This is a genomic window from Halomonas sp. DP3Y7-2 (assembly GCF_019800795.1).
GTDB lineage: Bacteria > Pseudomonadota > Gammaproteobacteria > Pseudomonadales > Halomonadaceae > Halomonas > Halomonas litopenaei_A.
Genome location: NZ_JAHVKJ010000001.1, coordinates 49,293 through 64,656, shown reverse-complemented (window position 1 = coordinate 64,656; position 15,364 = coordinate 49,293). Strand labels below are relative to the sequence as shown.

General features: G+C 62.6%; 14 protein-coding genes. 2 read left to right on the top strand and 12 right to left on the bottom strand.

The window, feature by feature from the left end:
• Positions 1-5: 5 nt before the first annotated feature.
• From KUV45_RS00275 to hemP, 3 genes are all read right to left on the bottom strand, one after another.
• A complete protein-coding gene (locus tag KUV45_RS00275) occupies positions 6-1,046 on the bottom strand; it encodes a ChuX/HutX family heme-like substrate-binding protein (protein ID WP_222162460.1) in 1,041 nt (346 codons plus the stop codon).
• A gap of 10 nt (positions 1,047-1,056) precedes the next feature.
• Positions 1,057-3,114, bottom strand: a complete 2,058-nt coding sequence (locus KUV45_RS00270) for a TonB-dependent receptor domain-containing protein (protein WP_224851952.1) — start codon at positions 3,112-3,114, stop codon at positions 1,057-1,059.
• Positions 3,115-3,230: 116 nt separating this feature from the next.
• Positions 3,231-3,431 (bottom strand): hemin uptake protein HemP, encoded by a 201-nt coding sequence (hemP, locus tag KUV45_RS00265; protein ID WP_222162461.1) that lies wholly within the window; start codon positions 3,429-3,431, stop codon positions 3,231-3,233.
• Positions 3,432-3,778: 347 nt separating this feature from the next.
• Here hemP and KUV45_RS00260 point away from each other — a divergent pair, with 347 nt between their 5' ends.
• Positions 3,779-4,024: a hypothetical protein gene (locus tag KUV45_RS00260; RefSeq protein ID WP_206943848.1), complete on the top strand. Its 246-nt coding sequence runs from the start codon at positions 3,779-3,781 to the stop codon at positions 4,022-4,024.
• A gap of 46 nt (positions 4,025-4,070) precedes the next feature.
• Here the strand turns inward: KUV45_RS00260 and KUV45_RS00255 are convergent, their stop codons facing one another.
• The 3 genes from KUV45_RS00255 to KUV45_RS00245 all read right to left on the bottom strand — a co-directional run bounded on the left by KUV45_RS00255 (position 4,071) and on the right by KUV45_RS00245 (position 7,487).
• Positions 4,071-5,144, bottom strand: a complete 1,074-nt coding sequence (locus KUV45_RS00255) for a C45 family peptidase (RefSeq protein ID WP_222162462.1) — start codon at positions 5,142-5,144, stop codon at positions 4,071-4,073.
• 55 nt (positions 5,145-5,199) lie between these two features.
• Entirely contained in the window at positions 5,200-6,453 is a 1,254-nt protein-coding gene (locus KUV45_RS00250; protein ID WP_206943851.1) for a dicarboxylate/amino acid:cation symporter, read from the bottom strand.
• Between the two features lie 242 nt (positions 6,454-6,695).
• Positions 6,696-7,487, bottom strand: coding sequence for a dienelactone hydrolase family protein (locus KUV45_RS00245; protein ID WP_222162463.1), 792 nt, complete (start codon positions 7,485-7,487; stop codon positions 6,696-6,698).
• Positions 7,488-7,774: 287 nt separating this feature from the next.
• Here KUV45_RS00245 and KUV45_RS00240 point away from each other — a divergent pair, with 287 nt between their 5' ends.
• Complete coding sequence (locus KUV45_RS00240) at positions 7,775-8,980, top strand: ABC transporter substrate-binding protein (protein WP_206943959.1); 1,206 nt, start codon at positions 7,775-7,777, stop codon at positions 8,978-8,980.
• Positions 8,981-9,285: 305 nt separating this feature from the next.
• On the opposite strand, the gene KUV45_RS00235 is transcribed toward KUV45_RS00240, so the two are convergent.
• From KUV45_RS00235 to KUV45_RS00210, 6 genes are all read right to left on the bottom strand, one after another.
• A complete protein-coding gene (locus KUV45_RS00235) occupies positions 9,286-10,602 on the bottom strand; it encodes a branched-chain amino acid ABC transporter permease (protein WP_222162464.1) in 1,317 nt (438 codons plus the stop codon).
• Entirely contained in the window at positions 10,602-11,606 is a 1,005-nt protein-coding gene (locus KUV45_RS00230; protein WP_206943855.1) for a branched-chain amino acid ABC transporter permease, read from the bottom strand. Before KUV45_RS00230 ends, KUV45_RS00235 begins: the two co-directional genes overlap by 1 nt.
• A gap of 28 nt (positions 11,607-11,634) precedes the next feature.
• A complete protein-coding gene (locus KUV45_RS00225) occupies positions 11,635-12,339 on the bottom strand; it encodes an ABC transporter ATP-binding protein (protein ID WP_206943856.1) in 705 nt (234 codons plus the stop codon).
• 77 nt (positions 12,340-12,416) lie between these two features.
• Entirely contained in the window at positions 12,417-13,187 is a 771-nt protein-coding gene (locus KUV45_RS00220) for an ABC transporter ATP-binding protein (protein ID WP_206943857.1), read from the bottom strand.
• A gap of 59 nt (positions 13,188-13,246) precedes the next feature.
• On the bottom strand, positions 13,247-14,695 hold the full coding sequence (locus tag KUV45_RS00215) for a sodium-dependent transporter (RefSeq protein ID WP_222162465.1): 1,449 nt from the start codon (positions 14,693-14,695) through the stop codon (positions 13,247-13,249).
• A 176-nt stretch (positions 14,696-14,871) separates the two neighbouring features.
• On the bottom strand, positions 14,872-15,177 hold the full coding sequence (locus tag KUV45_RS00210; protein ID WP_206943859.1) for a hypothetical protein: 306 nt from the start codon (positions 15,175-15,177) through the stop codon (positions 14,872-14,874).
• Between the last annotated feature and the right edge of the window lie 187 nt (positions 15,178-15,364).

Here is a 15,364-nt window from a genome sequence, read left to right as displayed (position 1 = left end):
CTCCTTCAGGCGGCCTGGTGATGGATAAGTCGATCGAGCAGGGTGCGCCACAGGCGAGATTCGGGCTCACCTTCACGGCGCTCGGCGTAGATCTGCAGGGCCAGCTCACCGTGCTGGTCAAAGGCTTCGAGACTCGTCACACCGCCGTCCCGGTTGGGCTTGTGCACCGTCCAGACCTGGTCGATGCAGGTGTCGTTCAGGTGCAGGGTGGCGTCATCCATGAACAGGTTCAGCCAGCCTCGCATGCGTTGGGGGGGCACAATATCCCCGGTGCGAATCTGCACACAGCCACGGCTACTGACGAACAGCATGAGCGGCAGCGCTTCAGCCGCTGCCAGGTCGAGCAGGCTAGCGACGCTGGATGTTGGCAGCGCCTGGGTAAATTCCCCTTCCATCAGGCGGTTGGCATCAAGGCGGCTGAGGTGGTGACGACGCAACAAGGCAAAGAACTGGTGCACATCGGTCATGCTGCCCCAGTCCTGCTTGAGGCCCTCGCGCGCGGCCGCCGGGATCTCGCTCGCGCTGGGTGTCGCTTCGTCGACGAAGCAGGGAGCGTCGCTGGTGCCTTCTTCCCATATCTCCTGCCAGCGCGAGAGATGACGTTCGCTGACCGAGAAGGCCTTGTGCACGGCGTGGCCGGATTGGTCGAATACCTGCAGGCTCCAGCGCTCACCCTCCGGCAGTTCATCACGAATCAGGCAGGCCCAGTGCCAGCGGGAGAAGATCAAGCGCAGGTCGAGGCCACGCGGCGCCAACAGCAGTCCCGCATGGGGGCCGCCCTGCAAGCGGGGGTACTCGCCGGTCTGTTCCAGTACCGCGAGACGGGAGCGGGTCAACGCCTTGACCGGGCCCAGGGTGTGCAGCATTCCGGCGACGGTGGTCGCAGCGTAGGGCAGGGTCATGACGTCCTCGCCCAGACGCGAGGCTTGCAGGGCGCCTTCGCTGACGCCGATACACTCCGCCATACTGATCGCCGGGGTGCGTGGGTTGGTCTCTCGCAGTGCGCGGAAGGCATCGAGAATGGCGTTGCGTTGATCATCACTCATGGCGCATCTCCTACCACTGATAGCTGATATTGGCGAGCAGGCTGCGGCCGTCGCCGAGACTGCCGTCGGGGCGATACCACTGCTGGTCGGCGACGTTGGCCAGACGCAGCGAGGTCGATATCGCGTGACTTGGCTGCCAGGCCAGCTGCAGGTCGTTGAGCCCATAGCCAGGCAGGCGACTGCCGTCTCCGGTGTCATCGAAGTCACGGGCAAAGCGGCCTCGCCAGCCGACCGTCAGGTCAGCATCGGAAAAGTGCCAGTCGGCGCCGAGGGTGGCCTCCAGCGGCGTCTGGCGCTCCAGGTCTTCGCCGCTATCACGGTCCTTGCCCGAAACGCGTGATACCGACACAAAGGTGTCCAGGGGCGGCAGGGCGCTGGGCTGATAGCCCAGTCTCAGGTCGTAGCCCCACAGGTGCGCGCGGGAGACGTTGACGGCCTGGGTAGTCCCGGCGAACAGGTCGACGCTGGTATCGATGAAGTCGTCGGCCTTGATATCGAAATAGCTACCGCGCACCGACCAGTCTCCCTGCTGCCAGCCAAAGCCGGTCTCCCAGGTATCGCTGGTCTCAGGGTCCAGGTCGGGATTGGGAATCCAGAAATTGTCGGGTACGCAGAAGAAAGGACCACCGCAAAAGCCCGCGAAGTGGCGATCGTTGGCATACAGCTCATTGAGTGTCGGGGCGCGGAAGGCCTCGGCATAGCCGGTATAGATCACCCAGGCGTCGGTCGGGCGCCAGGACAGACGAACCTTGGGGGAAAGCTCGTCTTCGTCGCTATCTCGGCCAGCATTATCCTCGGCGTCATAGCTGTCGTAGCGCAGGCCCAGGCCCAGATCGAACTGTCCTATGCCGCCGTCGTGCACATAGCGTCCGACCGTCAAGGTATCGTCGAGATAGACCGACGACGTATCGATATCGGCATCGGGGAAGCCCGTCGCACCGCCTGACGGGTCCTGTTCGGCGCGCTCGAACTCGATGCCAAAGGCCAGGGTTTGATCGAGCCATCCATGGCTCAGGTGGTGCACGCCATCGCTCTGGATGCCATAGCGCTCAAGGGTACGATCACTTTCGTCATCGATGTCCTGGCGGCTGAGGCTGAGGCGTGTTTCGAGGAAGCTTGTCTCGCTGGGTGTCCAGCGGTGGGCCAGCTGGGCGTTGTCACTGGTGACCTCACGGTCGATCAGTGGATTGCTGGGGTCAGGATCGATGACCTGCGGATTCGATGGCTGGCGGCTGTCCTCGTCGTAATGCTGCCAGCTGGCGGACAGCTCCTGGTGGTCGGCAAACTGCCAACTGCCCTTGGCCAACAGGCTGGTCAAGTCGGCATCTTCTTCTGCCTGCTGGCCGCCGGCACGGCGAATGTCGCCAGCGTCGGAATAGCCGATGGCTACCAGCCCCTGACGCGCTCCTGTACCACTACCCTGCCGTCCAAACAGGGTTAGCTGAGAGCCCAGCTCATGGGAGGCCGTGGCGCCGGAGACCGACAGCCGAGCGCCGCTGTCCTCCCCTGGTGCGAGCAGGTCCTCGGCGTCGACGGTGGTGACGCTGACCACACCCCCCATGGCGTTGCCCCCATACAGGCTGGACAGAGAGCCACGGGCAATCTGTACCTGCTGGATCAGCCCGGGATCGAGAAAGACGTTGCCAATATGGCCGGTATCGATGTCCTGGCGCACCCCATCCAGCCGGATCTGAACGCCGTTTTCATCGAAGCCTCGCATGGTCAGGAACTGGCCGTTGCGGCGGCCGCTCCCGGCAACATGAACGCCCGGCTGCTGTGCAATGACGTCTTCCCAGCGGGTTGCCGTCGACAGTGCCGGGTCATCGCGCTCGATCACGTCAATGATCATCGGCGCCCGATGGACGTCGCCAGGCAGGCGCGTACCGGTGACTACCATGGGATCGAAGGCAGGGTGATCCTCCCCGTTGCCACTCGTTGGGGAAACGAGAGGCTGAGCCGATAGCGGTGATCGGGTCGGCGTGGGCGCGTCGGCGCTGTCGGCGAGGGCAAGCGTAGGTGCCAGCAAGAGCACGGGGAGCCAGCCAGCGCCCGTCGAGACAAGTTTCATGGGCTTTCCTGGTCAGTTTGCTGGCTTGGGCGATGGCCCTGGCTGGCAGATAGCGGATAGAGAAATGGGTGAGTCGATGTGTGAACGGTATTACGCCGCCTTGGCGGCTTCGGTCGTTACAAGGTCAGGATCAACTTGTTGTTACGTGTCCTGGTGAGCTGGTAGTGGCGCCCGTCCAGAACGATAAACAACCGACCATCAGCACCAAGCAGGCGTTCAGCCGAGACACAGTCGTCGGTCACGGTCACCTGACGTGACGTGGCGGCAGACTCCCGGGCGGGGCTGGGCGTGGTACTGGGTCTCAAAGGGTGTTTCATCATCTCATTCGTTGTAAATGATAATTCTTCGCATAAGATATCAATGCTCATTCCCTTGCACAAGCCTATCTCCCTTGCCTGTTAGCTGGCAGCGGGTTCAGCACAGCTGGAGTGGGCGATGGCAGAGCCGGGGAGAGATCCAGGATGGCGGCGCTGGATGACGTTGTCCTTGGATGGCGTTGACTTTGGATGGCGGGGCCATCAGCAGCGCAGGGGTTGTGATGGCTCACTGCTGGCGGTGGGCAGGACGGAGATCAGGGCTTTCTTGACAGTCTTTGAGAACACGACTATATTGCAAACGGTAATGATTCTCATTGTTTTGAGTTGTCCGTCTGCAGGAGGTCGTCATGTCCTATCGCATCAAGACTGCACTTCACGGCGCCAATCCGACGCTGGAAATCTTCGATGTCAGCTCCGGCTCCATGCGTATGGCCTGGGAGTACCCCAAGGAGATGGCGAACGCAGACACCGATCCAGAGCTCGCCGCCATGCGCCGCGAAGAGGCCATTCACGAGCTGTTTCGGCGACTGTTTCTGCTGACCACCGAACAGTATCTGAAGGGTGAGCTTGGCAAGGGGGCTTCTGGTAAGTGAGGTATCTGTTTCGTGAAGTGTCTGCCCGGCGCAGTATCGCAGTGGCTCAGTGCGAACGGGGTGCCAACTGCATGGACGCCAGCGGCTGACATGGCTTGCCATGACGAAGCCACAGCACCTTGTCGGTCAGGTCCATGACCACGCTGAACAGGGTTTCCATTCGCTCGGCCTCGGGCACGCTGGGGTCGAAGTGGCGACACAGGCTTTCTTCCCCCGGGGAGTGGTCGCCCAGCAGGTCAAACAGACGATCGGGATCGAGCCCTGTCGCATCGTCATCGGCAGACGGCTGCGCTGCTACCAGGTGCTCGATCTGCTGATCAAGGCGGGTCAAGCGGGACCAGGAGTCGGGCTTGGGAAAGTCCTCGACCCAGTGGGTCGCGGCATCGCTGACCAGGTGATTGGTGTGGGTGATGGCACCGCGGCGAGGAGACAGCTGCCCCGGCGGGCCCGGATGAACTTCAAGCCCCAGGGCGCGACCATCGCCGTCGGCCAGCAGCAGGTGAGCCGGGGCGCAGACGCCGTCCTGGGCCACGGCCAGGGCATTGTCGAAGTCTTCGCTCTCGAGCATCTTGCGCAGCGCCAGGTGGATGGGCAGTCCCTCGCCACAGGTGGCTGAGCGAATGGCATTGAGGCCGACGCCGATGCCCTGAGTGTTGAGACCGATCTTGGCGACCATGCCAGCTTCACCAATGCTGATGAAGGCAGGTACCCCCGGCGCCTGAACATCCAGCACGACCAGGTGGTCGAGTTGGTCAGCGCGCCAGTCCCAGTTCTGGGCCAGCCATTGATGTCCCCCCCGGGCCAGGCTGAAGGCCGAACAGCCGCCGCTGGCACGGGTCAGCGAAATCTCGCTGCGACAGTTGAGGGTCAGGATATCTGTCAGCTCTCCCCCGATCCCCTGGGCAATGCCATCCATTTCCTCGAGGATCGCGGGAAAGCGTGACTCGATCATCGGCATGAAGCGCTCGGCATCGCGCCGGGCTTCATGCCATCTCAGTCCTGCAAGATCGTGGAACAGGCGATCATACACATCGATACTGGCGAGGATCGCCTCGCGATGCTGACGGCCATGTTCTCGCCCGATCTCGAGCCGACTGCCGGATAGTCGAGTGAGCTGCATCGTCCCTGTCCTGCCGCTGTGTGGTTACTGTCAGCGTAGCAGGTTATGGCGACGCTCAGGTCTTGTTGGCGGCGTTGTAGACGTCCTCGTCGAGCTCGCCTTCGCTCTTGCCGACCAGGGTGGTGACCATCAGGTCCCCCGCCACATTGACGCTGGTACGAGCCATGTCGAGGATTCGGTCGACGCCTGCCACCACTGCCAGAGCCTCTAGGGGCAGGCCGATCTGGGCCATGACGATGGACAGCATGACCAGGCCAGCGCCAGGCACGCCGGCGGTGCCAATGGAGGCCAGGGTGCCGGTGACGATGATCATGCCGTAGTCTGCCAGGCTCAAGTCCACGCCGATCAGCTGAGCGATGAACACCGCGACCACCCCTTGATAGATGGCGGTACCGTCCATGTTGATGGTCGCGCCCACCGGCAGTACGAAGCCGGCAACCCCCTCCGAGACCCCCAGGTTCTTGGTCGCACAGCGCAGCGACACCGGCAGCGTGCCGGAAGAAGACGCCGAGGAATAGGCCACCACCAGGGCGTCGAGTATGCCCTGCAGATAGCGCATCGGGTTGAGACGGCCCAGCAGCGACAGCAGTCCCGAGTAGACCACCAGCACATGGACCACGCTGGCAAGGTAAGCCACGCCGATCACCTTGACCAGCGGCAGCAGGACCTCAGCGCCGTAGCTGCCGGCGACGTGGGCGATCAGGCCGAACACGCCGAAGGGCGCCAGCGCCATCACCAGGCTGGTCAGCTTGACCATGGCCTCGGCGAAGCTTTCGAACACCTTGACCACCGGCTCGCCTTTTTCCCCTATCAGGGTCAGCGACACACCGAGGCCGATGGCAAATACGATGATCTGCAGAATATTGCCGCTGGCCAGGGCGTCAACGGGATTCTGGGGCACCAGACCGACCAGAATCTGGATCAGGCTGGGCGCTTCCTTGGCCGCTTCAGGATTCGCCTCGAAGGACATGTCCAGGCCGACCCCAGGCTCGAACAGCCAGGAGGCAGCCAGGCCGATGGCGATGGCGAAGGCCGTCGTCAGCAGATACAGGCCAATGGTCCGGGCGCCAATGCGTCCCATCTTCTGGGGATCACGCATGGCGGTGATCCCGACCACCAGGGTGGAGAACACCAGCGGCACGATCAGCATCTTGATGGCGCTGATGAAGATATCGCCGATGGGCTTGAACACGCTGGCACTTTCGCCCATCAGGGTGCCGACGAGGACGCCCAGGGCGAGACCAACAAGGATCTTCTGCCACAGCGGAATGCGCCGCCAGAGGCCGGGGGAGCTGCTGGTGTGGGACATGAAACGTCTCCAGGGAAGGGGGAGGCGACACCCGCCTGCCTCCTCAAGGTGAATCGAGCATCGGCGCCCGGAACGGCCTAGCAAGATAGTCTCGTTGGGCCGTTCCTATCAGGCGATCGACATGATGGATGCGGATTCTATCGAAAAAACGTCTGCCGCGTTTTCATCCCTGGGACCCCAAGCGCTCGGCGACGTGAATTGGGCTGCCCCATGCTTCGCTGCTGAACCTTACCCTGTGCGCCTTACCCTTCGTTGTTGCCTTGGCCATTGCTCAATGTCCGCGAGAGCAGGTCGTGGAAGGCGGCCCAGGATGCCTCATCAGCCCGCTGCTGGTAACGCTCGCTGTCGAATACGGTGAAGGCATGGGGGGCACCGGAATACACCTGAATCTCGTAAGGGGCGCCGGCGGCTTCCAGTTCCTGTGATAGGGCGGCCACCTGATCCATGCTGATGGAGGCATCGGCGCCGCCATGGGCGATCAGCAGCGGCGGGGTGTCGGCGGAGTAGTCCTGGCCCTCGGGGGTGTCGAGGCCGCCATGGAAGCTGGCAAATCCGTGAATGGCGTCATCGGGATTGGCGCGGGCCATCTCAAGCACCACGGCACCACCGAAGCAGTAGCCCATGACCACGGTATCGGTTGCCGCACCTTCGTCCCGCGCCTTGGCCAGCCCCGCCAGGGTCAGGCCCCGCATGCGCTCGCGGTCGTCATACAGCGCTGCCATCTCGGCCTTGCGGGCGTCGATCTCGGCGGGACGGTTGCCCTTGCCGTAAAGGTCGATGGCGAAGGCGTCATAGCCGTCCTCGGCCAGCATGTCGGCGCGGCGCTTCTCATAGTCGGTCAGGCCATCCCAGTCGTGGATGATCAGCACGCTGCCCTTGGCGCTGGACGAGTCAGGGCTGGCGGGGGCGAAGTACCCCTGAAAGGACTCTCCGTCGACCTGATAGTCAACGTTTTCCCCCGCGACAACTGACGTCGCCGCCAGGAGCATGGAAACGCTGATCAAGGGTGGGGTGAGACGGGAAATTCGAGGCATGACGGACTCCTTGTGGTCGGAATAGCGCGCCTGGTGAAACACGGCTCAGTGCGTGCTTGGTGCCTGTCGAGCCTAGGGCGCACGACTCATGAGTATAGAAGTGATCGCCAAGATGCCAGTGTGGTGACGCTGGCTGGGTCGTCATCCATCCACAGCGTTGGCAAGGCAGACTTGAGTTTTTAATGCCTTCCTTCCAGATTGGAGGTATGAAGACTCTGGGGCCAGGCGTGCAATCCATGTCGCTGCGCTTCCAGCTTCATCTCAGGACAACCAGAGCGAGACCAACAATCATGAAAAAGCGCGTACTGGCGACCGCGGTGGCCGCTACCACCCTGGCGGTCGGTTCCATGGCCCACGCAGAGGTCAAGATCGGATTTCTCGGTGGTTTCACCGGCGGTATCGAGAGTCTGACGCCCCCCATCTATGACGGCGCCCAGCTCGCCGTGGACCACATCAACAACCAGGGCGGCATCCTCGATGGCCAGGAAGTGGTCATGCCGACCGGTGATACCACCTGTGGTGATGCATCGGCCGCCTCCAACGCAGCGGACCGCATGGTCAACACCGAACAGGTGACCGCCATTGTCGGTGCTCTGTGCACCGGGGCGACGATTGCTGCGGCCAATAATGCCGGTATCCCCGGCGGGGTGACCATGGTGTCGCCGGCCTCCACGGCGCCAGCAGTCACCGACCTGGACGACAACGACCTGGTGTTCCGCACCGTGCCGTCCGATGCCTTCCAGGGAGAAATGCTGGCCAAGCTGCTGCTCGACAAGGGAATCGAGGAAGTAGCGGTCACCTACGTCAACAACGACTACGGACGCGGCTTGTCCGACGCCTTCAGCTCGGCCTTCGAGGACGGCGGCGGCAGCGTGCTGGAAAACCTCGCCCATGAGGACAACCGGGCAGACTATCGCAGCGAACTGGGCACGCTGTCGGCGACAGGTGCACAGACTCTGGTCGTGCTGGCCTACGCCGATACTTCAGGCCAGACCGTGGTGCGTCAGGCCTACGAGAGTGGCATGTTCACACAGTACGTCGGGGCCGACGGCATGGTGGGCGACAGCCTGGTCGAAGCCATCGGTGCCGACGTGCTCGACGGCATGATCGCGACGCGGCCAGGAAGTCCTGACCTGCCTGGCACCGAAATCTTCACCGAATTGGCCAACAACGCCGGCATTGACCCCACCGCCGTATTCGCCGCCCAGGCCTATGATGCCGCCTTCCTGCTGGGACTTGCGATTCAGCAGAATGGCAGCGCCGAGCGCGAGGGCGTATCGGCCGCGCTGCGCAGCGTGTCGTCGCCCCCGGGCGAAGTCATTCTGCCGGGTGAGTGGGAGAAAGCGGTGGAGCTGATCGCCGCCGGCACCGAGATCAACTATGAAGGTGCTTCTGGCACCCAGGACTTTGACGATAACGGTGACGTGCCAGGCGTGGTCCAGGAAATGACCGTGGAAAACGGCACTTTCACCGGCAAGGGCTTTGTTCAGTAGCCGCCTTGACGTAAAGTAAGGCGAGTCGTCGACGGACGACGCTGCATCCGGGCGGTCGCCTCCGCCCTATGACCGCGCCAATGCTCGCAACTGAGGCGCTTAAGGAAAGCCCCCGGCCATCTGGTTGGGGGCTTTATCATTATGGGGCGTTAGCCTCCTGGGCCTGCATGGTCTCCTGTAGCAGTGTGGTGGGAGCCTCCTCCTTCAGGGACCGTCACCTGCCAGCGAAACAGATAACACGACAAGGGCGGCCCGCAGGCCGCCCATGTCAGGTGCTGTAACGCCAAGCTGTCGTCGTGGCGCTATCAGTCGTGGTGCTTGACCTTCTCGGGCAGCAGGCCTTTCGGGGCCACCCGCAGCACGATGGTGATAAGCAGCCCGATGACGAACACTCGTGCCTGCAGGGCGCGACTTTCGAGGCTACTGGGGACCTCCCAGCCGAAGCTGGCCTGACCGAAATGCGCGGCAAGCTCCATCACGTAGAGCGCCAGCGGCTCCGACATGATCCAGATGATGTAGACCGCCACCGCCCCAAACAGCGTTCCCAGGTTGTTGCCCGGCCCACCAAGAATGACCATGACCAGCACCAGGAAGGTATGGTTGAGCGGCAGGTAGCCGTTGGGGTCAAAGATGCTGTTGAAGCTGCCCAGCGCCGCCCCCCCGATACCCATCAGCACACAGCCGAGCACGAAGATCTCGAGGCGGCGGCGGTTGATGTCCTTGCCCATGGCCGCAGACGATACCTCGTTGTCCCGGATGGCGCGGATCATGCGGCCCCAGGGCGCGTTGTAGGCGCGGTTGAGTAGAAAGAAGATGGCCAGGATCATCACCGCGGTGACCGACAGGTACATCGCCCTGGCCAGGGTGAAGCCGACCTCGCCTGGGGCAGGCACCGGCCAGGGCAGCGGCGACACAGTGGCGGTGCCTCGGGTCAGCCAGTCGGAGTTCTTCAAAAATGCCTTGATGATCTCGGCGATCCCTAGCGTCGCGATGGCCAGGTAGTCACTGCGCAGGCCGAGGCAGACGTGGCCAATGAAATAGCCCACCCCACCGGCCAGCGCGCCGCCGACGATCCAGCCGACCCAGACCGGCAGGCCCAGTCCGCCGACAAAGCCCATCTGGCTCTCGATGGCGTCGGTGACCTCGCGGAATTCGCTGATGACCACCATGTAGACGACCACACCGACCACCAGGGTGATCACGGTCCTGAGCCAGGAGGGCAAGCCCAGTCGGGTCAGGCGCGACAGGCCGAACACCAGGGCAATGCCAGCGACCACATAGGCCAGTACTCGCGCCAGTTCTCCCGGCAGGGAGCTGTCCCAGAAGGCGGGATTGACCGGCACGCTGAAGGTCATTGCGCAGAAGCCGCCAAGAGCCACGAAACCCATCACGCCAGCGTTGAACTGGCCCGCGTAGCCCCACTGAATGGTCAGCCCCAGGGCCAGGATGGCATAGCAGCTGGCCTCGACCAGCATGCGTGTCGAGTAAGCGGAGCCCATGACCATGAACACCGCGCTCACGGCAATGGCCAGCACCACCAGCAGGCTGAGCTCGCGTACCGGAAAGCGGCTCTGGGGCGCGCTATTGGTGTCATCACGATGATGAAAGTCGTTGGTCGTCATCAGATCACCTTGCCCTTGAAGATGCCGGTAGGACGCCATACCAGGATGGCAACGAGGATGAAGAAGGGCACCACGATCTTGTATTCAGTGCCGACGAAGGCCAGGTTGTTCGGCAACTCCAGCCACTCGGGAAGGCTGTCGCGGAAGGGTCTGAGCAGCACGTTCCAGTTGAATACCGCCAGGGTTTCGGCGAACCCCACCACGAAACCGCCTGCGATCGCGCCGAAGGGGTGGCCCACGCCGCCGACGATGGCTGCGGCAAAGATGGGCAGCAGCAGATGGAAACTCAGATCAGGCTTGAAGGTGACGTCCATCGACAAAAGCGTGCCGGCGATGGCCGCCAGACCACCGGCGATGACCCAGGTCACGGCCACGATGGTGTTGGTATTGATGCCAGAGGCGCGGGCCAGGTCGGGGTTGTCTGACATCGCGCGCATGGCCTTGCCCAGGCGAGTACGCGACAGAAACAGCTGCAGGCCAATGACCGCGACCAGGGTCAGCACAAACAGGTAGATCTGGGGTTCGGTGATCACCACCGGCACTCGCACGCCTTCTATCGGCAGGGCCAGGCGGAAAATTTCCTTGCGGTCATCGACGTAGAGGCTCTGTCCGCCGGTGCCGGAAAACAGGCGAATCAGCCCCTGCAGCATCAGCGTCACGCCCAGGGAGCCAATGACCATGACGATGGGTTTGACGCCATGGGCGCGCAGCGGCTTGTAAAAGGCCTTGTCGATGCCGACCGCCAGGGCCGCGGTCAAGACCATGGCAAGCGGCAGCATGACGATGGCCGTCGGCACCCCCAGTGCCGCGCCAGCATTGGGGAACAGCGTTGCCAGCAGCAGCACCATGAAGGCACCGAAGGTCATCATGTCGGCGTGGGCGAAGTGGGCAAAGCGCATGATGCTGAAGACCAGCGTCACCCCAACCGCGCCAATGGCGTAGATCGACCCGGTGACGCTGCCGGCGATCAGCACGTTGTTGATGAAGAACACGAATTCGTTCAAGGCGATATCTCCGCACTGGTGTCTGGCGTCAGCCGCCGAGGAAGCTCTTGGCCACGTCGGGATCGGCCAGCAAGGCCTGTCCCGAGTCGGTGAAGCGATTCTGGCCGGCGGCCAGCACGAAGCCCTTGTCGGCGATGGCAAGCGCCTGTTTGGCGTTCTGTTCCACCATCAGGATGCCGACGCCTGCCGCGTTGACCTCCTTTACCCTGTCGAAGATTTCGTACATGTACTTGGGCGAGAGGCCTGCCGTGGGTTCGTCCAGCAGCAGCAGTTCGGGTTCCGCCATCAGCGCCCGGCCCATGGCGACCATCTGGCGCTGTCCTCCTGACAGCTCGCCGGCGGGCTGGTGTCGCTTGTCATAGAGCGGGGGGAAGAACTCATAGGCCTTGGCCAGCATGCGCTTGATATTGCCGGGCTTGAGAAACGCGCCCATTTCGAGGTTTTCCTTGACCGTAAGGCTCGGGAAGACGTTGTGTTCCTGAGGTACAAAGCCCATGCCCAGCTCCACCAGACGATTGGTCGGCAGGTTGTGGATAGGTTCTCCGCGCAGCAGAATATCGCCCTGAGTCACGTTGAGCTGGCCGAAAATGGCCTTGAGCATGGTGGATTTTCCGGCGCCGTTGGGGCCGACGATGACGCCGATTTCATCGGCTTCGATGGTCATGTCCACCCCGTTGAGGATGTTCATCCCGCCGTAGCCACCGTGCACCTGGCGTGCGTCGAGTAGAGGCATAGTCCTGTTCTCTGCATTGGGCGCTCAGTGCGCCTCGGTCGTTGTTATTGCCCCCCTTGCGCGCAAGGAGGAGGAGGTCAGGCCGCGCCTGCACCGAAGTAGGCCTCGATGACCTCCGGATTGTTCTGAATCTCTTCGATCGACCCTTCCACCATCACCGAGCCCTGGGCCAGTACGATGACCGGGTCGCAAAGTCGGGCAATCATGTCCATGTCGTGTTCGATGACCAGGAAGGTGTAGCCGAACTCACGGTTCATGCGTTCGATATTGCCGATCAGGTCGCCCAGCAACGTTCGGTTGACCCCGGCGGCGATCTCATCGAGCAGCACCACGCGGGCGTCGGTCATCATGGTGCGGCCCAGTTCCAGCAGTTTCTTCTGGCCGCCAGACAGGTTGCCCGCCAGCTCGTTGCGCACGTGATTGAGCCCGATGAACTCGATGACTTCCTGAGCCCGACGCTTGATCTCGGCCTCATGCTCGCGCACCGCGCGCGGCGCGAACCAGGCCTTGGCCAGAGATTCGCCGGGCTGTGCGGGCGGAACCATCATCAGGTTCTCCAGCGCTGTCAGCTGGGAAAACTCGTGAGCGATCTGGAAGGTGCGCAAGAGCCCCTTGTGGAACAGTTCGTTGGCAGGCCGATTGGTGATGTCTTCACCGCTTAACAGGATCTGCCCCGAGTCCAGCGGCAGCGCGCCGGCAATGATATTGAACAGCGTCGACTTGCCGGCGCCATTGGGGCCGATCAGGCCCGTGACCGAGCCTTCTTCGACCTGAATGGAGCAGTCGTTGATGACCCGCAGGCCGCCGAAGGCCTTGTTAACGTGACGCACATCGATGATGGCTGACATCCTGATACCTGCTGTGTTCGTTGTCGTTATTGTCGTGATGGGCGCCGCCCAGGCGGCGATCAACCGCCGTGATGTCCCTCGTGCTCGCCCAGCGTGCGGTAGGCGGCAAAGGCGCCTACCGTGACGATCGCGACGATGGCCGGTAGCCAGTAGCCCTCGACGTAAGGCAGAGCACGGAGGAACACGAAGGCCACCCCGGTGGGCGCGATGAAGCGCACCAGAAAGCGCCACAGGCTGAGCCAGCCAGCGCGCGTGTGCATCTCTTTCATGGATTCGGTCTGGGTCAGTGACCAACCGGCAAAGAGCGCAATCAGCAGGCCGCAGAAGGGCAGCGTGATATGCGTTGTCAGTTCCAGCACCTCGAAGGCGCTGCGACCGAAAAGATCATGGAAGGGGCTCTGTTCGGCCCAAAGATTGAAGCTGGCGACGGTCGCCAGTCCCAGCGCCCAGGCAACCCCCACGACGACCAGGACCGCCGTCACCCGGCTCAGCGAAAAGCGTTCTACCAGATATGCCGCTACCGGCTCGATCAGCGATATGGCAGAGCTGACGGCAGCCCCCAGCACCAGCACGAAGAAGATGGCGCCGATCAGCGCGCCGGAAGGCATGGCCGTGAAGGCTAGCGGCAGCGACACGAACATGAGTCCAGGGCCTTCATCGGGAGACAGGCCTGCTCCGAAGACCAGCGCGAAGATGGCCAGCCCCGCCAGAATGGCGACCAGGGTGTCGATCAGGGCCACGGTAAAGGCCGTGAGGGTCAACGACGTCTCGCTTGGCATATAGGCGCCGTAGGCCATGATCGCCCCCATGCCGAGGCTCAGGGTGAAGAAGGACTGGCCCAGGGCAACCAACCAGCCTTCCAGGCTCAGATCGGAGAGCGAGAACGATAGCAGGAAGTCGCTGGCAGCGAGCATGTCGCCTGCGGCCGCTGCATAGAACAGCACGACCAGCAGGATCACCAGCAAGGTAGGCATCAGCAGGCGCAGGCCGCTTTCGAGGCCTCGGTGGACGCCGCGCGCCACGATGTACGCGCAGATCACCAGGAATAGCGTGTGATAGAGCGTCAGCTTGACCGGTGAGCTGATCAGGCTGGCAAAGTCACTGGCGAGGGTGGCTGCGTCGGCACCTCGTAGCGAGCCCGTCAGCATCTCTCCCAGATAGTGGATCGCCCAGCCACTGATGACGGAGTAGAAGCTGAGGATCAGTAGTGCCGAGACACCCCCCAGCCAACCGATGATTTCCCAGGCCCTCGAGGTCTTGTGACAGCGTGTCAGGAAGCGCATGCCCATGATCGGGCAGCGTCGGCTGTTGCGGCCCAGCATGATCTCGGCGATCAGAATCGGCACGCCGATGGCAAACACACACAGCGCGTACACCAACAGGAAGGCACCACCGCCATGCTCGCCCACCAGATAAGGGAAGCGCCAGAGGTTGCCAAGCCCCACTGCTGAGCCAACCGCGGCCAGCAGGAAGGTGCCTTTGTGGGTCCAGATGTTGTCGCTGCTCATGGGGCATCCGTCGACATGTCAGACTTGTCAGTCGGACTGACCGGGCGATGGCCCGGTCTCACATGCCAACTTTGCGATACAAACGTATGCCTGACTAGAGGGGGTGCGTTTAGCAGGCGTTGGTGGGGCGTGATAGTGGCAGGCTTTTCATCTTGTCGACGATAGCCGTCGGGGTCTTAGCTGCCGACTCGCGGCGCCAGCGAGCGGTGGTCGTCGCCCAGGCGTACCGTATCACCGACCGACAGGTCACCGATGGACTGAGTGCGCTCCCCGGTTCTGACCGAGATAAGTGCCACCACGTCGCCAATGCTCGCGGTATCGTCATCGACCCGAGCTTCCACTTTTACCCTGACCGAGTATCCGTGATAGCGGCCGGCAATGATGCTGCCGATGTGGGCGGTGGGGTACTCGTCAGGCTTGTCGGCAAAATAGCGTTGTACGCTGTCGGCGCCGGGATCATCCCATTCGACATGCTTGTGCATTCGCGTGGCTCCTCGTTCGCGAAAGATGATGTTCTGTCCTTAGCATAGACCTGTCGGGGCAGGGTCGCCGACGGACCCCTTACTCCGAAGCCATACTCCTGTGGCAGCTTATGGGCGGAGAAGTTCCTTTATCAAGCCCAGGCTGATAAATGCTCCATGGGGGGCGAGTCGGCCAATATGGCGGATG